Source organism: Denitratimonas organivorans (genome assembly GCF_037478135.1).
GTDB lineage: Bacteria > Pseudomonadota > Gammaproteobacteria > Xanthomonadales > Xanthomonadaceae > Denitratimonas.
Genome location: NZ_JBBHDV010000015.1, coordinates 1 through 20,343 on the forward strand (window position 1 = coordinate 1; position 20,343 = coordinate 20,343).

A 20,343-nucleotide genomic window follows, 5' to 3' on the forward strand; every position below is an offset into this window, starting at 1 on the left:
GAAGCCGAATATACGTTCGCGGTGATCTTCCCGTCCGATGGGGTTGCGCTAGAGGAGGAGTCCATATACGGGCTACGGTTCTTTCCCGCGTTCCTGTGCCAGGTGTTGGTGGGCTTCAACGCTGGCAGCGCGGGCAGTAGACGGTGGCGCGCTGGCCCCAGTCGGCGGCACGCAGGGTGCCGCCGCAGACCTTGCAGGGCTGGCCGGCGCGGCCGTAGACGAACAGTTCCTGCTCGAAATATCCCGGTTCGCCATCGGGATTGAGGAAATCACGCAGCGTGGTGCCACCGCGTTCAATCGCCTGCGCCAGGATCTCCTGCACCGCGCCGGCCAGACGCTCCCAGCGGGCGGCGGAAATGCGCCCGGCCGGGCGCGCAGGATGGATGCCGGCACGGAACAGCGCCTCGGTCGCATAGATATTGCCCACGCCCACCACGATGCGCTGGTCCATCAGGAAGTGCTTGACCGGCGCGCTGCGTCCGGCGGCGCGGCGGCGCAGATAGGCGCCATCGAAATCGGCCGACAACGGCTCCGGCCCGAGTCCGGCGAGCAGTTCATGCAGCTGGCCCTGCGGCTGCCACAGCACCGCACCGAAGCGACGCGGATCGGTCAGGCGCAGCATCGCGCCGTTGTCCAGAAGCAGATCGACATGATCGTGGGTGCGCGCCGGCGTGCCCTGCGGCAGCACCCGCAGGCTGCCGGACATGCCCAGGTGCAGCAGCACGCTGCCGCTTTGCGCATCCAACAGCAGGTACTTGGCGCGGCGCCGCACCGCGTCGATCCGTTGCCCGGGAAGTTCCGCCGAAATCTGTTCCGGAATCGGCCAGCGCAGCGCCGGGCGACGCAAGGTCACCGCCTTGATACGGCGTTCCAGCAGGTGCGGCGCAACGCCGCGCCGGGTGGTTTCGACCTCGGGAAGTTCGGGCATGGGGATTTGTGGCCATGGAAAACCGGAGCTGGCCATTGTCGCCCAGTCCGCCACCGGCATGGGCCCTCGCGCCATGGATGACAGCACCGCGACCAGCCCGCATCATGCGGTACAGGGAGAATCCGATGCCACATGCCAACACTGGCCGCTACGCCGCAGCTTCAACACGAACCACCACCGCACTGCTGCTCCTGCTGCCTGCGCTGTTCGTCGCCGGTGCTGCGGGCGCGCAGGTGCAGACGCGCCAGGACTACCTGCGCCGGTTCGACACCAATGGCGATGGCCGGATCTCGCTGCAGGAATACCAGGACTACATGGGCCGCGGCTTCCACGCGATGGACCGCAACGGCGACGGCGTGCTGTCCGCCGACGAGCTGCCCAACGGCGTCCGCGCCCGCACCGCCACCACGCTGGAAGGCCACCGCCGCGCGCTGGCCCGGATGTTCGATCTGCTCGACACCGACAACAATGGCTTCTTGGACGCCAACGAACTGACCGCACCGCCACGCTGAGATCCTCGCCGCACGGAGGTGGCGGTCGCGCGGCCTCTGCGCGAGGATGGGGCATGACCGGCCCCGGCCGGCCCATATCAGGAGCCTCGAACCATGGGCACATCCCCTCTTCCCCTGCGCGATCCGGACCTGCTGCGCCAACGCTGCCTGATCGGCGGTGAGTGGCTCGCGGCCGATTCCGGCAGCAGCTGCGATGTCACCAACCCGGCCACCGGCGCCGTGCTCGGCACCGTGCCGGACATGGGCGAGGCCGAAACCAGCCGCGCCATCGACGCCGCGCACGCCGCCTTCCCTGCATGGGCGAAAAAGACCGCGAAAGAGCGCGCCCAGATCCTGCGCCGGCTTTACGAACTGATGCTCACCCACCAGGACGATCTGGCCCTGCTGATGACCGCCGAGCAGGGCAAGCCGCTGGCCGAATCCAAGGCCGAAATCGCCTATTCGGCCAGTTACATCGAGTGGTTTTCCGAAGAAGCTCGCCGCATCTACGGCGACACCATCCCCGGCCATGCCGCCGACAAACGCATCATGGTGCTGCGCCAGCCGCTCGGCGTGGTCGCCACGATCACGCCTTGGAATTTCCCCTCCGCGATGCTCGGGCGCAAGCTCGGCCCGGCGCTGGCCGCCGGCTGCGCCGTGGTCTGCAAGCCGGCGCTGCAGACGCCGTATTCGGCATTGGCGCTGGGGCTGCTGGCCGAACGCGCCGGTCTGCCGCCGGGCGTGCTGAATATCGTCACCGGCGCCGACGCCGCCGCCATCGGTACCGAAATGACCTCCCACCCGAAGGTGCGCAAACTCTCGTTCACCGGCTCCACCGGCGTCGGCAGCACACTGATGGCGCAGTGCGCGAAGGGCATCAAGCGCGTCTCGCTGGAACTGGGCGGCAACGCGCCTTTCATCGTGTTCGACGATGCCGATCTGGATGCCGCGGTCGAAGGCGCGATGGCGAGCAAATTCCGCAACACCGGCCAGACCTGTGTCTGCGCCAACCGCCTGTTCGTGCAGGCCGGCGTGTACGACGCCTTCGCGGAAAAACTCTGCGCAGCGGTCGCCAGGCTGCGCGTCGGTGACGGCCTCGCCGGTGCCACCGACCAAGGCCCGTTGATCGATACCAAGGCACTGGAAAAGGTCGAAGAGCACGTCGCCGACGCCACCGCCAAGGGCGCACGCATCGCACTGGGCGGCAAGCGCCACGCGCTGGGCGGCACCTTCTATGAGCCCACCGTGCTGCTCGACGTGAACCCGGACATGCGGATCACACACGAGGAAACCTTCGGCCCGGTCGCGCCACTGTTCCGCTTCGAGACCGAAGAGCAGGCCATCGCACTGGCCAACGACACCGAGGCCGGACTGGCCGGCTACTTCTATACCCGCGATCTGGCGCGCGCCTTCCGCGTCGCCGAAGCACTGGAATGCGGCATCGTCGGCGTCAATACCGGCCTGGTGTCGACCGAAGTCGCGCCGTTTGGCGGCATCAAGCAATCCGGCATCGGCCGCGAAGGCTCCAAGTACGGACTGGATGACTACACAGAACTGAAGTACGTGTGCCTGGGTGGCATGGGATGACGAACCGGCGCGCCGCCGCCGGCTGGCTCGCGGCACTGGCGATGCTTGCCGCCAGTCAGGCAAGCGCCGATGAGCTGCCGGATCGCGACATCCTGCTGTCGGACAGCTAACGGCGCCCGGTCGATTTTTCCGCCTATGCGCCGCCGGCAAATGCGAAGCCGGCGAAGCAGCGCTTCGAGGGCTGGCTGCGGCTGTCCGGCAAGCCGTCCACGCGCACCGTGCTGGCGCTGGAGGTTTCGTGTCACCACGCGCACTGCGGCAGACGCGCGGCCTGCCGCAGGTTCTGGACATCACCTTCGTGCAGCATGGCCAAGCGCTGATCCCGGCGTAGCACGGACCGATCCCGAGCACGTATCCGTGGGGAAGTTCATGTTCGAGCCGTGTCGGGTCTGGGACAAGCCGGGCGATGATGGCCACAGCCGCGCCGCGACTCCGTTCGCACTAGTGCAGCGCAATGCCAATTGCACGCACAATGGCATGTTGATGCTGAGCTTCAGTGCCGATGGCGGGGTTTCGCGCGCCAGCGGTTGTCTCGCCGAGCGCTGGAAGGATGTCCAGCTGCGCCACCTGCTGGGCATGAGCAGCGGCCAGCACGACTCGCCGGCCTATATGGCGGACGAGGAATCACCACGCATCGGCGCATTCCCGGACGCGAACAGCACGACGTGTTCGACGACCTGCTCTGGGCCGATCTGTTCGCACCGCTGCAACTGAGCCCTGCTGCACGCGTCACACGCCGCAGCCACGATGCGCAGCGGCAACCACTGTTCGGCTGGGGTTTGACGCTGCTGGCGATGACATCGCGAAACTGGCGCGCTTTCTCGGTGAACAGCGTGGCCGCATCAACGGCCGCGAGGTGCCGGATGCCGGCATATTCGAAGCGGCGATGCAACGCGATCCGGCGCAACCCGGCCTGCAGGTGGCTTCATTGCGAAACTACCGCTACCAACACGGATTCTGGGCACGCAACCTGCAAACCGGACTGGGCTGCCCGGAGCCGCTCTGGGTGCTGTTCCTGTCCGGCTTCGGTGGCATCACGCTGGCGTTGTTTCCCAATGGTGTGGCCTGGGTACAACATCGCCGACGATGGCCTGCTGGCCTCGATCGACTTCGCCGCACCGGCGATGGAAGCGGCGAAGATCCGCGGGCTCTGCGACTAGAACTGGAAATACACGAACGGCACCTGCGCATCGACCTGCGCGAAGATTTCCAGGAACAACAGGGCCAGCGCGCCGACCAGTGCCACCAGCGGCAGACTGGCGCGCTGCACCAGCCAGTCCTGCAGCCAGCGCCGGTGGTCGAGCAGACAGAACGCCAGCGTTCCAACGGGAATCAGCACGATCGCCGGATGCGCCTGCGCGAAACCCCAGCCCTGTGGTGCCAGCAAGGCCTGGAAGGTGGCGAGCGAAGCGGCGAAATCCGGTGCCCGGAACGGAATCCAGCCAAGCGTGACGATGACGAAGGTCAGCCCGATCCAGAACGGCAGCAGCCAGCGCGCATCCACAATGCCGGCGATGCCGGACTTTTCCACCGCCTGCCGCCACAAGCGATGCCCGATCAGCAGGAAGCCGTGGTACAGCCCCCAGATCGCGAAGTTCCAGCTCGCACCGTGCCACAGCCCGCCCAGGCCCATGACGATCAGCAGATTCACATAGGTGCGCGGCACGCTGACGCGGTTACCGCCCAGGCTGATGTAGAGGTAATCGCGCAGCCAGAACGACAGCGAGATATGCCAGCGCCGCCAGAATTCGGTGATGCTGGCCGACAGATACGGCCGCTCGAAATTGGGCGGAAACTTGTAGCCCAGCAGCCGTGCACAACCGCGCGCGATGTCGGTGTAGCCGGAAAAATCGAAGTAGATCTGCATCGAAAACGCCAGCACACCAGCCCAGGCCGGCACCTCGGCGCCGTTGTATTGCGCGCCCGTGTACCAGGCATCGGCGATCGGCGCGAACCAGTTGGCAAACGCCACCTTCTTGATCAGCCCCTTGAGGATTTCCCGCATGCCCCAGCGCGAATCCTCCGACGTCAGCGGCAGGCGCTGCGCCAACTGCGGAAAGAAATCCATCGGCCGGATGATCGGCCCGGCCACCAGGTGCGGGAAGAAGGTGATGAACAGGGAAAAATCCACCGGATCGCGCACCGCACGCATCTGTCGGCGGTAGATGTCCACCGCGTAGGCAATGCCCTCGAAGGTGAAGAAGCTGATGCCCACCGGCAGCACGATGTTCAGCAGCATGCCGTCCGGGTTCAGACCGAACAGCGTGGCGAAGGAATCGACGAAGAAGTTGGCGTACTTGAAGAACCCCAATACCGCCAGATTGAACGCCACCGCAAGCGCCACCATGCGTTTGCGCGCGTTGCCCTCACGCGCATCGATGGCGATGCCGAAAAAGTAGTTCACCACGATGGAGCCGCCCAGCAACAGGCAGAAGCGCCAGTCCCAGACGCCGTAGAACACAAAGCTGGCCAGCACCAGCGCGACCTTGGCCGGACGGTCGCGCAACAGCGCCAGGCCCAGCAGAACGGCCGCGAAGAAGATCCAGTACTGGAAGGTATCGAACATCATCGCGGCGACACCTGCTTCGCATCCGCGCCTGATCCGTCGGCATCGGGCAACGGATGCCCGATGACCTGCGCCACCGCCTGTGCCACCCGGCGACTGATGACCTCACGCCCATGCAGGTTGACGTGCAGGGTGTCGAAGAAATAGTCCGGCGCCTCCAGATCGGCGAGGAAATCCGGCGGCAGCACCGTGACTTCTGGTTCGTTCGCCAATGCCGCAAGCGACGGCGGCAGATCGCCGAAATCCGGCAGCAGCGCCGGATAGGGACTGCGTGGATGCGGGTAGAAGATCAACGGCACATCATGCGCGCGCGCCAGCGCCAGAACCTGGCCCAGCCAGTGTGCGAGGAAAGCGTCATTGACAGGTTTTTCGGCCACGCGCACATCGCGCAGATGCTGTTCGATCTTTTGCCGCTGGCCTGCATCGGCATCGCTGAAATCGACCACCTGGCCTGCGGCATCAAAATGCAGCGCCGGCATGCGCTCTTCGCGCCCGGCGTAGTTACTGGCATGTTCGAGCCACCATTGCCGGTAGTCCAGATGCTGCCGGCGCGCCTCCGGCGCCGACAGCAGTGCGCGCGTGTCGGCCTGCATCACCAGCGCCGGCGTCCAAACCGTGCGATGCGCGCGGCGGCGCATTTCCTCACTGGTGAAGCTGGCCGGAAACGTCCACATGTCACGCGGGTCCACCAGCGGCGCCATGAACAGCGTATCCAGCGACCAGTTCGCCAGTTCACCGCCACCGATATGCCGATACGGCAGACCGACGACCACCGCATCGAACCGCGTGTCTCGCCGTTGCAGCTCACGCAGCAGGTAGTACCAGGTGCGCGGCGTGCTGCCAGGCACCGCGAGATTGACGAAATCCAGACCGGGCACCTGCGCCTGCGCCACCGGTTTGGAGAACCCTTCGCCAACACGCGAGTCACCGAACACCAGCACCACCGGCGCCGTGCCGCCGGTTTCGTTCTGCGCGCGCGCCAGGCGCAGCGTCACCGCCCCGGCATTGGAGCGCGGTTCGGCCAGCCAGCGGTAGTAGAAACCGCTGCGATAGACCAGCGACTCCAACACGAACCAGACCAGCAGCAGCGCCAGCGTCAACACCAGCAGGCGGCGTATGTGGGCCCAGGCCCGTGCGGGGGAATCGAACATGGAGCCCAGACTAACGTCCTGTGCGATGGTGGTCGCACGATTATCCGCTTTTTCTCTGGCGTTTCCGCGACACCCGTGCCCGATTTGGCATCCGCCTGCGGCGCCCTGCGCTAAGCTTGCTGACCTGCCCCGCAAAGCTGCCCGCATGTCCATCACCGACTTCATCGAGATCTATCCCAATGCCGTGTCGCCTGAGGTCTGCGCACAGATCGTGGCGCGCTTCGAGGCCGATCAGGACAAGGGGCCGGGCAGAGTCGGCTCGGGTGTGTTTCCCGAACTCAAGGACAGCCGTGACCTGATGCTGCAGGGCAAGGCGCACTGGCAGGACGTGGAACACCTGCTGATGGGTGCGGCGCTGAAGGCCACCGTGGAATATCTGCGGCGCTATCCGCACCTGTTGATCGCGCCATTGATGCTGAAGATGGGCAACCCGCCACGCCAGCTGACCGAACAGGACATCCTGGACATGCCGCAGGAGCGCATCACCGCGCTGGTCCAGACCATGCTGCGTCCCGGCGCGGTCAATCTGCAGCGCTACACCGCCGACCAGGGCGGCTATCCGTACTGGCACTGCGAGCTGTATCCGCGCGATCCGGATTGCGAAACCCTGCACCGCCACCTGCTGTGGACGGTCTATCTGAACGATGGTTTCTCCGAAGGCGAAACCGAGTTCCTTTACCAGCAGCGCAAGGTCAAGCCGCGCACCGGCGACCTGCTGCTGGCACCGGCCGCCTTCACCCACACCCATCGCGGCAACATGCCGCGCGGTGGCGACAAGTACATCGCCACCAGCTGGATCCTGATGCAGCGCGCCGAAGTGCTGTTCCCGCAGCAGTAATTCCGCCCGACCAGTGCGGCCGCAGCCTCAGCGCGCCGCCGCCGGATCCTCGTCGATATAGGCCTGCGCCATCGCCAGTGCGGCGGGGAAATCGCTGGCCATGCCGAGCAGCGCTGGATGATGCACCATGCCCATGTCGATCACGGTGCGCCGCGGTTGCGGCTGCAGGCCTGAGAAAATCGCGCGGATGCCGCGCCGCTGGCAGCGGTCCAGCAAGGCATCCAGCCCGGCCTCGCCCGAGGCATCCATGATCGGCACCAGGCGCATGCGCAGGATGAACACGCGGGTGCCGCGCGGTACCTGATCCAGCACATTGTCCAACCGGCTGACCGCGGCAAAGAACAGCGGCCCGGCCACGCGGCAGGCCTCGACGCCGGGCGGCAGCGCCGCCCGCTGGGCCGAACCAACCTCGTCATTGCCTTCGTCATCGACCAGCCCGCCCGCCTCCGAATCCGGCTCCACCTCGACCACGCGGCTCATCCGGTTCATGAAGATGAAGGCGGCCATCACCACACCGACTTCGATCGCCACGGTCAGGTCGAACATCACCGTCAGCACGAACGTGGTCAGCAGCACCAGGCGGTCGCCCCAGGGTGACTTCATCAGGCGCCGGAAGCGGTCCACCTCGCTCATGTTCCAGGCCACCATCAGCAGCACGGCAGCGAGCGCCGGCAGCGGCACATGGCTCATCAACGGCGCCAGCAACAGCATGAACAGCAGCAGGAAGGCGCTGTGCGCGATGCCGGCGATCGGCGAGCGTGCGCCGGCCCGGATATTGGTCGCAGTACGCGCGATCGCGCCGGTGGCCGGCAGGCCGGCGATCAGCGCCGAGCCGACATTGGCCACGCCCTGGGCCACCAGTTCGGCATTGGAACGGTGCTTGCCGCCGGTCATTCCATCGGCCACGACCGCCGACAGCAGCGACTCGACGCCAGCCAGGAAAGCGATGGTGAAACTGGCTGGCAGCAGATCCATGGTGCGATCCAGCGGAATATGCGGGAACGCGATCTGCGGCAGCGCGCGCGGCAATTCGCCAAAGGTGCTGCCGATGGTTTCCACCGGCAAAACCAGCCCCAGCAGCGAACCACCGACCACCGCCATCAGCAGCACCGGCCACTGCGGCCGCCAGCGCTTGATCGCAACGATCCCGCCCAGGCAGATCAGCGTCAGCGTCAGTGCCGCCAGATTGAACGTATCCAGATGCGCCCAGTAGCTCTGCCAACGCGCCAGGAATTCGCCCGGAAGATGCTCGATCTTCAGCCCCAGCGCATCCTTGACCTGGCTGACGAAGATCGTCACCGCGATGCCGGCGGTGAAACCGGTGATCACCGGCTGCGGCATGAACTTCATCAGATTGCCCAGCCGCAGCAACCCGGCGGCGATCAGCATCAGGCCAGCCATCAGCGTGCACAGCACCAGGCCGCCGTAGCCGTACTGTTCGATGACGTTGAACACCACCGGGATGAAAGCTGCCGTCGGCCCGCCGATCTGCACCTTGGAGCCGCCCAGCAGCGAGATCAGGAACCCAGCGACGATCGCGGTGTGCAGACCCTTGTCCGGCGTGGTGCCCGAGGCGATCGCCAGCGCCATCGCCAGCGGCAAGGCCACCACCGCAACGGTGAATCCGGCCATCGCGTCGGCGCGCAGATCGCCCAGCGAATAGCCGTGGCGCAATACCGATACGAGCTTGGGCTCGAAGGAACGTCCCGGGAGGATGCGGCCGCTCATGCCCGGATGCCGGCCTGCGCCGACCAGGTGCTCATGGCGAGCCGGGAACGATATCCGGCAGGCCGGTGGTCAACCACCAGCGCCTGGATTCCTTGTCCCAACGCCAGAGCTGGCGGTCCTGGATGACCCGCTCGGACTGGGTGTGACGGTTGATCAGGCGGATTTCCACCAGCTGCACCAGCTCTTCTTCGGACAGCATCTGGCTGCCTTTGACCCGGTAGCCGGTGATCTGCACCTGCTCGAAGCGCTGCCGATCCAGCTGGCTGAGGGGGTGCCGCCGCGCGTATTCCGGGTCCACCATCGACCAGGCATCGTCGATATGACCCCAGCGGATCGCACCGGCGTAGTTGAACAGCGTGGTCTGGCGGATGTCCTGTTGCGAACCGACCCCGCATGCCGCCAGCAGCCCCAGCAAGAGCGCGGCAAGGAAAAGGCGTATTGGGAGGCGATGGCCGGACATGACGTGCCATTGTCACCGATATCGGGGGGCGATGGCCAATGCCGGCTTCATCCTGCACCGGCACTGGAACGGGAAAAGGCCGGCATCGCCGACCTTTTCCGGATGCTTGTGCCAGCAGCAGGCCGGCGCAAGCGTTCAGTACTGCGGGCTGATCGCTCAGCGCGGCAGGTTCACGGTCCAGCCGCGGGTCCAGTCGTCGTGCGCACCGGCGAAGGCACCACGGTAGGTGACCGGACGGAAGTACGGATCGCTCAGTGCCTTGCCACCGCTCAGCACCGGCGAACCGGCCTGCGGCAGGTAACCGTCGAGCTGGGCGTCGCCGGTCTGGTTGCCTTCCTGGCCGTTGAACCAGGCCGCCACTTCATCGGCGCTGGCCGAATTGCCGCCGAACAGACCCTTGCCGCTGTTGCCGACGAAGGAATGGGTGAAGACCAGATCATCACCACGCACCGCCCAGGTTTCCGGGCCATCCAGCGCCAGGCTGACGCCGGTGAAACCGGTCACGACCAGGTTGCTGTAGATGCCGCCACTGCCGCGACGGATACGCAGTCCGTGCAGATTGTCATACTGGCTGGAGCCGACCAGCGTGATATTGGAAATTTCCGGACGGGTGCGCGGCGGGATATCCGGCGACGGGTTGCTGTTGTCCGATTCGATGCCGTTGGAATCGCCGCCGATATCGTAGTTGTCGCCCTGCCAAGCCAGCAGGAACTGCAGCTTGCCGTGGTAACCGTCATCCATGTCGAAGCAGTCGTCGCCCATGTTCGAGCAGACCAGGTGACGGCCGTTGACGTTGCCGCCAAACCACTCGAAACCATCGTCCTTGCCGCCATCCACCTGCACGTACTCGATCGTGGTGCCGGCACCGACGCCCAGCAGGGTCAGCGAGTTCAGCTCTTCGTTGTCGCGGATCGGGATGCCGGCCCACTCGATGCGGACATAACGCAGCACACCGGAGTTGTCGTCGAGCTTGTCACCACCGAAGGTCATCTCCGGATAGGCCTCGAACTTGCACGGTTCGGCTTCGGACACATAGTCGTTGCAGGTCGAATGGCCGGCGATGTGCAGGCCGCCCCAAGAGCCGACTTCCGGCGTCGGACCGGTGAACACGATCGGGCGGGTCGCGGTGCCTTCGGCATAAATGCGGCCACCCGCCTTGACGCCAACGAAGTTGGCCTGGGTGGTGTCCTCGTGACCCTGCACGGTGACGCCCGGATCGATCGTCAGCGTGGCGCCTTCTTCCACGATCACCGCGCCCTTGACCAGATACTTCTTGCCGGCCGGCAGGTACAGCTCGCTTTCAATGCTGTTGGGCAGCAGGCAGTCGGCACCCTCGGCGGTGGTGCCGGTCGGGCAGGCGGCCAAAACCGGTGCTTCGTTGCACAGCGGGTTGCCCGCGAAGCCGATGTTGGTCTGGCCCGGGCTCACGTCGTGCGCGGCATCGGCCAAGCCGGAAGCCTCATCGAAATCGAAGGTCAGGCCAAGCGAATCACAGCTGGAGACGTCGATCGCAACGGTGCCGATCGACACCGCTTCGCTGCCCTTCTCGAACAGGTTGACGGTGACGCCCTCAACCACGTTTTCACCCTTGGCCAGATCGCCCAGGAAGGTGTACCAGACCGGCTTGCCAGCGCTGTCGTAATCAAACATCACGCCGTACAGCAGCGCACCGCCATCGGCCTGCGGCAGCACGTCGATCGAGACGCCGCTGCCTGTGGTGGCGGGGTTGTACCAGTTGCCATCGAGGCCGTCGTTGATGCTGACCTGGGCGGTCGCAGCGAGGGATGCACCGGCCAGGGCCAGCGCCAGGGTGGTCTTGCGGAACGGGAAGGACATCGTCGCCATCCGGGGGTTGGGGAAGGAACCGGCATGGTGGTAAGTGGCGATGACAGCGGCGCGACAGTCGCGTTTCGGTTTCAAGACAGCCGCGCCTGCCACGCGGCACGGGCCGGCATTGCACCGGCCCGGCGATTCAACAGCGGATCAACCGCCTCAGTAACTCCATTCCAGATTGACCGCGATCTCGCGTCCCTTGCGGTAGCGGCGCGACACCTCGCTGCCCTGGGTGTACTCGGCCCCGGGATTGAGCAGGTTGCGCAAACGCAGGCGCAGCTTCCAGTTGTCGGCGAAGGTGCGCGAGTAGCTGAAATCGAGCTGGTGGAACGGCTGTTCGTATTCGTCCGGTAAGCCCTGCAGGCCGACCTTGGTGACGCGTTTGCCGGCGACGTTGTAGAGCAGCGTGGCCTCATGCACCGCGTTCGGGTCGAACCAGGTCAGTGCCAGGTTGGTCAGGTACGGCGACTGGCCCTGCAGCGGGCGCTGGCTGGAGGTCTGGATACCGACCGCCGCGCCCAGATCCACTTCTGAATCGATCCGGGTGTGGTTCAGGCTCACGCCGAGGTCGTACCAGGGAATCGTGTTGCGGATGCCTTCGGGTACCCATTGCGCATCGCCGAAATAGCCCAGATTGCTGCCGATCTCGAATTCCACGCCATTCACGAAGGCGCTGTCGGCATTGCGCAGTTCCAGCAGATCACCCGAAGCCGGGGTCCGCACCAGTTCGATCGGGTCGTCGAATTCCTTGCGGAACAGCGCCACCGAGACGCTGTCGCTGCCGATGAAGTAGTACTCCCAGCGCAGGTCGTAACTGGTGATCTCGGTCTGTTTCAAGTCCGGGTTGCCGAGCACGGTGATGTCCAGCAGCGGATCGGTGTAGGGCGCGCGCGACAGCTCGCGGAACTCGGGCCGGGCGATGGTCCGGTTCCAGGACAGGCGCAATTGCGCATTGTCCGAATAGCCCCAGGTCAGCGTTGCCGAGGGCAGGGTTTCACTGCCTTCCAGATGCGCCACGGTCGGCACCGCGCCGGGCAGGAACGGATCCTGCGTCACCACGCGCTGGTCGTTGTCTTCACGCCGCACGCCCAGATCGGCACGCCACGCGCCCAGGGTCAGGTCGGCGCGCAGATACCAGGCGTCCAGCGCCTGCTCGGCCTGGTAGAAGTCGGTCGGCTGGCTGGCCGACAGCAATTCCAGCGCGCCGGAATCGATCTGGCCGGGATTGAGAATGTCGTCGATCGGCGTATCCACCGACGGCAGGCGATCCAGATGACGCACACTGACGCGCCAGATTTCCGAATCGCGGTCACGCCGCAGACGGCTGCCGCCGGCCGACAGCGTCAGCCCGGACGAGTCGCCGAACACGAAGGGGTAGGTCAGTCCCAGACGCATTTCCTCGACATCGTCATCCATCATTTCCCAGCGCATCTGGGCCGGGAAACTCGGGGTGTAGACGTATTCGCCGGCGACACTGAGGGTGTACATCGAGCTGCGCGCGAACGGCATGTCGCGGCTCGCGCTGGAGTCGGTGTACTGCCATTGCAGACCCAGATCGCCGGCGGCTGCGAACAGGTGTTCACCGCCGAACTGGCGCGTGGTCAGCACGTTTTCGGTCCATTCGCTGGTGGTGCTGCGCTCCTCGGTACCCAGCGTGCGCAAGCCGGTATCGACGCGGTCCTGCTGCAGGGTCTGGGCCAGGCGCATGACGCTGGCGTCGATGTGGTGGTCAGCGCCGATATCCATGCCAGTGGAGAAGAACAGGCTGGAGTCGGCGCTGCGCTCGGCACGCTCGCGCAGGTATTCCTGGTTGCGGTTGAGGTTGCCGTCACCGCGGATCGAATACTCGGCGCGCTCTTCCTCGCGCAGATCCCAGCTCTGCGACCAGCGCGCGGCGCCGACCACGCCCACGCGCAATTCGTCGCCGCCCCAGCTGTTGCCGGCACTCAACGAGGCACTGCCGTCCGGCCCCATGCGCTTGCGCGAGACACCGAATTCCTTGCCCATGACCGCATGCCCGAGATCGGCCAATTCGGCCGAACCGCGCGGTGGCAACGGGCGCTGCAACACCCCTGCGGGCGGCGCACGCAGGCCATCGTCGCGGCCCAGCCAGTCACGCCCGCCGCTGGCCGAGCGCCAGCCATCCTCGCCGGTGGTGCCGTGCGCATAGCCCAGCCCCAGATCAGCCTTGAACATCGGCCCGGCCGGCACCCCGCGGGTGCGCAGGTTGACCGTGCCGCCACCGAACTCGCCCGGCAGCGCCGGGTTGTAGCTCTTGTTGACATCGACCCCGGCCAGCAGGCCGCTGGGGAACAGATCCATCGGCACCACGCGCCGGGTCGGGTCCGGGCTCGGGATCTGCGCGCCGTTGAGCAACGCGGCCGAATAGCGTTCACCCAGACCGCGCACATAAATGAAACGGTCATCGACCAGACTCAGCCCGGTGACACGGCGCAGTGCGGCGGCGGCATCGGAATCACCGGCGCGGGAAATCTGTTCGGCGGAAAGCACGTCCAGCAGTTGCGCCGATTCGCGCCGCACCTGCAATGCATCGAACTGGCCGCCCTCCTCCTGGATATAGGTTTCCTGCACCGACACCTCGGACAAGGTGGTTGCCGGCGTGTCTTCAGGCGTGGTCGGCGGTGGTGGAGGTGGAGGCGGCACCGGCTCCTGGGCCAGGGCCAGCGGTGCGCATGACAGGGACAGGGCCACCAGAATGGCGGCCGCCAGCGGAGTAGCGTTCATAGGGAAGCTGCGGCGTTGGAAAGGAATGATCCAGCGGGCCGGACCCGGCGCCCTTGCGTGGTGCGACCCGGCCTGTGGAAACGCGACACGATATGAAGCTGCCGTGACAGTCCAATGACATTGACGCCGTGCAACAGGACAGAGCGTGACGGCTGCGGCACACTGTTCAGGAACATCCTGCGGACACACGACGATGGATGCGCCCACCGGAACCACCGCCGCGCCGGCCGTGCTGCCGGACTCCAGTGCTGCCTGGCGCGCGCTGGACAGGTTGCTGGCGCACGCCGATATCCGCATCGGCGGCGAACGCCCGTGGGATCTCCAAGTCCACGATCCGGCGATGGCTGCCCGGGTGCTGGCACAGGGCAGCCTGGGTCTGGGCGAGAGCTACATGGACGGCGCCTGGGATGTGCCGCAGCTGGATATGTTCTTCGAGCGCGTCCTGACCGCGCGGCTCGACGAACAGGTCACCGCCGGGCTGGCCTGGCAAGTATTCAAGGCCCGCCTGTTCAACCGCCAGAGCCGGCGCCGCGCATTCAAGGTCGGGCAGGCGCACTACGATCTGGGCAATGACTTCTTCGCCGCGATGCTGGGCCCGACGATGGCTTACAGCTGCGGCTACTGGCGCAACCCCGACGGCCAGCCGGCAGCGGATCTGGACACCGCGCAGCGCAACAAGCTGGAGCTGATCTGCCGCAAGCTGGGGCTGGAACCGGGCATGCGCCTGCTCGACATCGGTTGCGGCTGGGGCAGCCTGATGCGGGTTGCGGCCGAGCGCGGCGTGCATTGCACCGGGCTGACGGTATCCGCCGAACAGGGCGCGCATGTGCGCCAAGCGCTGGCACAGCTGCCGGTCAAGATAGAGGTCGAAGTGGCCGATTACCGCAGCTTCAACGCGGACGCACGCCAGCGTTTCGACCGCATCGCCTCGGTCGGCATGTTCGAACATGTCGGCAGGCGCAATTACCCGGCCTATTTCGACATGGTGCGCCGCTGCCTGGCCGACGATGGCCTTTTCCTGCTGCACAGCATCGGCCGCAACCACACCCGTGGCGGGGTGGACCCGTGGATCGACCGCTACATCTTCCCCAATGGCGAATTGCCGGCAATCAGCGATGTCGCGCGCCACGCCGAAACCCGTTTCGTGATCGAAGACGTGCACAATTTCGGTGCCGACTACGACCCCACGCTGATGGCCTGGCATGCCAACTTCCAGGCCGCCTGGCCGCGCTTCGCCGGGCAGTACGGCGAACGCTTCGCACGCATGTGGCGCTACTACCTGCTGGCCTGCGCCGGCGCCTTCCGCGCCCGCACGCTGCAACTGTGGCAATTCGTGCTGTCACCGCACGGCGTGGCCGGTGGCTATCGACGGCCGGAATGAGCCAACATCGGTGCTTCCAGAATCTCCCGTCCCCTCAATGAAATACCGTCGCCCTGCACTTCTGCTGGCTCCAGCCCTGCTGCTGCTCGCATGGGCCGGCTGGTCGCTGATCCAACGTGATCGCACGCTGCCGGTCACGGATGATCCGCTGCCCACGTATGTGGAGCGGCAGCCGGCGCCGGCCCTGATCCCCGCCTCCATGGAACCAGCTGCCCTGGCTCCGGTGCCTTTCCATGCGGAGATGCCATTGCCTGCATGGGATCTGCCCTTCCATGAAACCGTCAGCGAACTGGAAGAACGTGCAGCGAACGGCGACGGTGCGGCAGGATGCCGGCTTGCCTCGGGTCATCTGAATTGCCGCAGCCTGCCACTGCAACGCTTGGAATTTGACGACTGGTTGAAAGCGCAGAACACCAGACTGGAGATCATCCAGCACCTCCCGCCCGATCAGGCCGACACGCGACTGGTCGAGTTCGAGGCCGAGCTGGAACGTCGCGAAGGTGCGCTGTCCTTGGCCGAGCACCATTGCGGAAACCTGGCTCCGCCCAGCCCCGCCACCATGGCCGATATCTGGCATCGCGCCGCCCGGGCCGGGAACCGCGCAGCGATGAAGCAGTACGCCAGCGGCAACGCGTTCCGCTGGGACAGCCTGCTGGAAGCACTGCCGGAGCTGGCAACGTTCCGGCAGGAAGCCCCCGCAATGGCGTGGCAGCTGATGCACGAGGGTGATGTGGAAATGCTCGCCGTGCTGGCCATCGCCCACTCGCCCTTGCCACGGCAAAGGCGCTGGCTTCTGGATCAGGCGGTGACACCGGACGCAGTCACGGCCTTGGCGCTGCACCGCCAATTGCAACAGACCCTGACGGACGAAGAACACAGCGACCCCTTGCTGGAAGACACCATCAAACAATTGCAGGCACAGCTGTCTCCCGAGCAGCTGCAGCAGGCCGAGCGCCTGCGGGCGGATCACTTCTCCGGCTGGGTTCCCCGGCATCCGGCGCAACAAGGCCTGCGCGCACTGCGCAACGGCGTGCGTGACATTTCCGCAAACCAGTGCGAGGAACCCGAAACGGGCGCGCGATGATCCTGTTGTGCGGCGCAGCCGTGCGGCATCAAGCCGTGCAGATCAATATCGGCCCGGAATGAAAAACGGCCCGCATGCAGGCCGTTTCAAGGGTTCTGGGCAATGCGCAGGCTCAGCGCCCGCGTGCCAGCGGCAGGTCTGCCGATTGCCAGGCGCCGATGCCGCCTTCGAGCCAGTAGACCTTCTGGTAACCGGCCTTGACCAAGCGTTTTGCGGCTTGCGCCGAGACCATGCCGGTGCGGCAGACCACCGCCACCGGCAGTTCCCGGGCCTTGGCCAGGTGCGTGTTCTCGGGGCTGAACTGGCTCATCACCACGTTCTTCGAGCCGACGATGTGGCCCTTCTCGAAGTCGTTGATCGGGCTGACGTCCACCACCAGCGCGCTCTCGCGGTTGATCAGATGGGTCAACAGCGCCGGCGTCAGCGCCTTGTAGCCACGGGTGAAGCGCGACACCTCGTTGGCGATCAGCGCGAAGGTCAGTGCGACAAAACCCAGTGACAGGATCGGGTGGGCGCTGATGAATTCGGGCAGGCGTTCAAGCAACACGGGAAGTCCTCATCACTCGCCCAGCTCGCGCATGAACTCGGGCATCACGAGCGCGGCGCGGTGGACATCGACGTTGTAGTAGCGGGTCGGGAAGCTCTTGGACTGCGCTCCGCGCTCGCGGTAGCCGGCCAGTTCACCGCCCTTGCGTGCCAGCGTACAGCTCCACCAGCCGGTCGGATAGCACGGCTGCGGGAACGGCAGCGTGCGGCAGTGGGCGAAGCCGGCGGCAGTCATGTGGTGGCGCATCGACTTGATCAGCGACAGGTGCACCAGCGGCGATTCTGACTGCTGCACCAGGATGCCGCCCTGACGCAGCGCCTTGACACAGGACTGGTAGAAAGCCTCGTTGAACAGGCCCTCGGCCGGGCCGACCGGATCGGTGGAATCCACGATGATCACGTCGATGCTCTCGGGCGCAGCGTTCTTCATGTAGGCGATGCCGTCATCGAACAGCAGCTCGGCGCGCGGATCGGCGTTGGAATCACACAGCTCGGGGAAATACTTTTCCGCCATGCGCGTGACCTGCTCGTCGATGTCCACCTGCACCGCGTGCTCGACTTCCTTGTGCTTGAGCACTTCGCGCAGCGTGCCGCAATCGCCGCCGCCGATGATCACCACGCGCTTGGGATTGCTGTGGGTGAACAGCACCGGGTGCGCCATCATCTCGTGGTACAGGAAGTTGTCGCGCGAGGTCAGCATGATCGCGCCGTCGATCACCATCAGGTTGCCCCAATCGGTGGTTTCCCAGATCTCGATCTTCTGGAACGGCGACTGGACTTCATCCAGCTTTCTCTTCACCCGGAAGCCGATGGCCGAGCCGGACTGCTCGAAGTTCTCGTAAAACCAGGTGGAAGCGTCGGCGCTCATTGAGTTTCCGCAAAGAAAGGTGAAAGGGGCTGCAAAGCCGGCGGATTGTAGCCGAATGCGGCGGCGCAGGCTTCCGCTACCCGGGCAGGCCTGTTGCCAACTGTTCCGGTTTGACCCGGCGGTGATGGATTTGCCGCTGCAACGGCGGCCCCGGCGACGCCATCCGCCGCCTCCGTACCGGCGCTCCTTGCTACCATCTGCCGCCCATTTAACGGTTCAGCCCGCCCATGAGTGCCTGGTCCATCGACGACGCCCGTCGCACCTATTCCATTGCCCACTGGGGCGAAGGCTATTTCGACATCGACGCCCGGGGCCGCGTGACGGTTCGGCCACACGGTGCCGACGGCCCCCAGATCGCGTTGCCCGAAGCGGTCGACGCGGCCTTGGCCGACGGCTTGAAGCTGCCGCTGCTGCTGCGCTTTTCCGATGTGCTCGGGCATCGCCTCGGGCGCTTGCAGGCCGCGTTCGCACAAGCCATGCAGGACCTGGACTACAGCGGCGGCTACACCGCGATCTATCCGATCAAGGTCAACCAGCACCGCAGCGTGGCCGGCGAACTGGCGCGCCACGCCGGTGAAGGTTTCGGCCTGGAAGCCGGTTCCAAGCCGGAACTAATGGCCGTGCTGGCGCTCTCGCGCCCGGGCGGCACGATCATCTGCAACGGCTACAAGGACCGCGAATACATCCGCCTGGCGCTGATCGGCCGCAAGCTCGGCCTCAACACCTTCATCGTCATCGAGAAGGCCTCCGAGCTGCCGCTGGTGATCGAGGAAGCGCGCGCGCTGGGCGTCAAGCCCGGCCTCGGCGTGCGCATGCGGCTGGCCTCGCTGGGCGCCGGCAAATGGCAGAACTCCGGCGGCGACAAGGCCAAGTTCGGGCTTTCGCCGCGCCAGCTGCTGGACCTGATCGCGCAATTGCGCGACGCCGATCTGCTGGATTGCCTGCAACTGCTGCACTTCCACATGGGCAGCCAGATTTCCAATGTGCGCGACATCGCCAACGGCATGCGCGAAGCAGTGCGCTATTTCGTCGAAGTCTCGCGCGCCGGCTGCGCGATCCGCTACATGGACGTGGGCGGCGGCCTCGGCGTGGACTACGAAGGCACGCGCTCGCGCGGCTTCTGTTCGATCAACTACGGCCTGGCCCAGTACGCCGCCACCATTGTGCAGCCGCTGGCCGAAGCCTGCGCCGTGCACGGCTTGCCGCCGCCGCGCGTGCTGACCGAATCCGGCCGCGCCCTGACCGCACACCACGCGGTGCTGGTGGCCAACGTCTCGGAAGTGGAGGCCGCGCCGCAAGGCTCGGTGCCGCCACCGGAAGACGACGAACCGGCCGTGATCCGCCACCTGCGCGAAGTGCACGCCGCACTCGGCGAGCGCCCGGCCAAGGAACTGTTCCACGAGGCCCAGCACTACCAGTCCGAAGGCCTGGACCTGTACGCCCTGGGCCAACTCGACCTGCGCCAGCGCGCGCGCCTGGATGATCTTTTCTACGCCATCGCGCACGGCGTGCGGGCCCGACTCTCCTACGACGAGAAAAACCATCGCGCGGTGCTGGACGAACTGGCCGAACGGCTGGTCGACAAGTATTTCGTGAACTTCTCGGTGTTCGAATCGGTGCCCGATGTCTGGGCCATCGAGCAGGTGTTCCCGATCATGCCGATCGCGCGGCTCGACCAAGCCCCGACCCGACGCGGCGTGATCGCCGACCTGACCTGTGATTCGGACGGCCGCATCGACACCTATGTCGATGATGGCGATCTGGACACGTCGATGGCGCTGCACCAGCCGCTTCCTGGCGAAAGCTATCGCCTCGGCTTCTTCATGGTTGGCGCCTACCAGGACACGCTGGGCGACATCCACAACCTGTTCGGCGACACCGACGCGGTGGACCTGCGGCTCGAGAACGGCCACTTCCGCTTCGAGCGCAGCCGCCGTGGCGATACCTCGGACGTGATGCTGGACTATGTTGGCTACCAATTGAGCGATTTGCGCGCGCGTTACGCCCACATGATCGCGGCCGCCGCGCTGCCCGCCGATGAATCCGAGCAGCTTGCCGCCGCCCTGGAAGCCGGCCTGACCGGCTACACCTACCTGGCTGATGAATCGCTGGGCAAAGCCTGAGCGAGCATTCCCAC

16 protein-coding genes are annotated in these 20,343 nt (G+C 65.8%); 7 read left to right on the forward strand and 9 right to left on the reverse strand.

All coding sequences use genetic code 11. The features are described 5' to 3' along the window. Positions 1 to 115 precede the first annotated feature (115 nt). Complete coding sequence (mutM, locus tag WDB66_RS13440) at positions 116 to 928, reverse strand: bifunctional DNA-formamidopyrimidine glycosylase/DNA-(apurinic or apyrimidinic site) lyase (protein WP_339399117.1); 813 nt, start codon at positions 926 to 928, stop codon at positions 116 to 118. Between the two features lie 125 nt (positions 929 to 1,053). Between mutM and WDB66_RS13445 the strand changes: the two genes are divergently transcribed. From WDB66_RS13445 to WDB66_RS13455, 3 genes are all read left to right on the forward strand, one after another. Next, positions 1,054 to 1,440, forward strand: coding sequence for an EF-hand domain-containing protein (locus WDB66_RS13445; protein WP_339399118.1), 387 nt, complete (start codon positions 1,054 to 1,056; stop codon positions 1,438 to 1,440). Positions 1,441 to 1,533: 93 nt separating this feature from the next. Continuing rightward, complete coding sequence (locus WDB66_RS13450) at positions 1,534 to 3,006, forward strand: NAD-dependent succinate-semialdehyde dehydrogenase (RefSeq protein ID WP_339399119.1); 1,473 nt, start codon at positions 1,534 to 1,536, stop codon at positions 3,004 to 3,006. A 369-nt stretch (positions 3,007 to 3,375) separates the two neighbouring features. Continuing rightward, positions 3,376 to 3,720 (forward strand): hypothetical protein, encoded by a 345-nt coding sequence (locus tag WDB66_RS13455; RefSeq protein WP_339399120.1) that lies wholly within the window; start codon positions 3,376 to 3,378, stop codon positions 3,718 to 3,720. Positions 3,721 to 4,162: 442 nt separating this feature from the next. On the opposite strand, the gene WDB66_RS13460 is transcribed toward WDB66_RS13455, so the two are convergent. Then, a complete protein-coding gene (locus WDB66_RS13460; protein WP_339399121.1) occupies positions 4,163 to 5,575 on the reverse strand; it encodes an MBOAT family O-acyltransferase in 1,413 nt (470 codons plus the stop codon). Further along, positions 5,572 to 6,723, reverse strand: a complete 1,152-nt coding sequence (locus WDB66_RS13465) for a hypothetical protein (protein WP_339399122.1) — start codon at positions 6,721 to 6,723, stop codon at positions 5,572 to 5,574. The genes WDB66_RS13460 and WDB66_RS13465 overlap by 4 nt, the downstream gene beginning before the upstream one ends. A 145-nt stretch (positions 6,724 to 6,868) precedes the next feature. Here WDB66_RS13465 and WDB66_RS13470 point away from each other — a divergent pair, with 145 nt between their 5' ends. Beyond that, a complete protein-coding gene (locus WDB66_RS13470; RefSeq protein WP_339399123.1) occupies positions 6,869 to 7,561 on the forward strand; it encodes a 2OG-Fe(II) oxygenase in 693 nt (230 codons plus the stop codon). A gap of 27 nt (positions 7,562 to 7,588) precedes the next feature. Here the strand turns inward: WDB66_RS13470 and WDB66_RS13475 are convergent, their stop codons facing one another. The 4 genes from WDB66_RS13475 to WDB66_RS13490 all read right to left on the reverse strand — a co-directional run bounded on the left by WDB66_RS13475 (position 7,589) and on the right by WDB66_RS13490 (position 14,327). Next, on the reverse strand, positions 7,589 to 9,289 hold the full coding sequence (locus WDB66_RS13475; protein WP_339399124.1) for a SulP family inorganic anion transporter: 1,701 nt from the start codon (positions 9,287 to 9,289) through the stop codon (positions 7,589 to 7,591). Between the two features lie 31 nt (positions 9,290 to 9,320). Next, positions 9,321 to 9,749, reverse strand: coding sequence for a hypothetical protein (locus WDB66_RS13480; RefSeq protein ID WP_339399125.1), 429 nt, complete (start codon positions 9,747 to 9,749; stop codon positions 9,321 to 9,323). Between the two features lie 156 nt (positions 9,750 to 9,905). Continuing rightward, positions 9,906 to 11,585 carry a hypothetical protein gene (locus tag WDB66_RS13485; RefSeq protein WP_339399126.1) on the reverse strand — a complete coding sequence of 560 codons (1,680 nt, stop codon included), beginning with the start codon at positions 11,583 to 11,585 and terminating at the stop codon, positions 9,906 to 9,908. Between the two features lie 156 nt (positions 11,586 to 11,741). Further along, on the reverse strand, positions 11,742 to 14,327 hold the full coding sequence (locus tag WDB66_RS13490; RefSeq protein ID WP_339399127.1) for a TonB-dependent receptor domain-containing protein: 2,586 nt from the start codon (positions 14,325 to 14,327) through the stop codon (positions 11,742 to 11,744). A gap of 193 nt (positions 14,328 to 14,520) precedes the next feature. Here WDB66_RS13490 and cfa point away from each other — a divergent pair, with 193 nt between their 5' ends. Together cfa and WDB66_RS13500 are read left to right on the forward strand one after the other, a co-directional pair. Next, positions 14,521 to 15,708, forward strand: a complete 1,188-nt coding sequence (gene cfa, locus WDB66_RS13495; protein ID WP_339399128.1) for a cyclopropane fatty acyl phospholipid synthase — start codon at positions 14,521 to 14,523, stop codon at positions 15,706 to 15,708. Continuing rightward, a complete protein-coding gene (locus WDB66_RS13500) occupies positions 15,686 to 16,792 on the forward strand; it encodes a hypothetical protein (protein WP_339399129.1) in 1,107 nt (368 codons plus the stop codon). The genes cfa and WDB66_RS13500 overlap by 23 nt, the downstream gene beginning before the upstream one ends. A 112-nt stretch (positions 16,793 to 16,904) precedes the next feature. Here WDB66_RS13500 and WDB66_RS13505 read toward each other — a convergent pair whose 3' ends face one another. Both WDB66_RS13505 and speE read right to left on the reverse strand, forming a co-directional pair. Further along, positions 16,905 to 17,339, reverse strand: a complete 435-nt coding sequence (locus WDB66_RS13505; protein WP_339399130.1) for a rhodanese-like domain-containing protein — start codon at positions 17,337 to 17,339, stop codon at positions 16,905 to 16,907. A 12-nt stretch (positions 17,340 to 17,351) separates the two neighbouring features. Continuing rightward, positions 17,352 to 18,206, reverse strand: a complete 855-nt coding sequence (gene speE, locus WDB66_RS13510) for a polyamine aminopropyltransferase (protein ID WP_339399131.1) — start codon at positions 18,204 to 18,206, stop codon at positions 17,352 to 17,354. A 227-nt stretch (positions 18,207 to 18,433) separates the two neighbouring features. On the opposite strand from speE, the gene speA reads away from it, so the two are divergent. Beyond that, entirely contained in the window at positions 18,434 to 20,329 is a 1,896-nt protein-coding gene (speA, locus tag WDB66_RS13515) for a biosynthetic arginine decarboxylase (RefSeq protein ID WP_339399132.1), read from the forward strand. Positions 20,330 to 20,343: the final 14 nt, after the last annotated feature.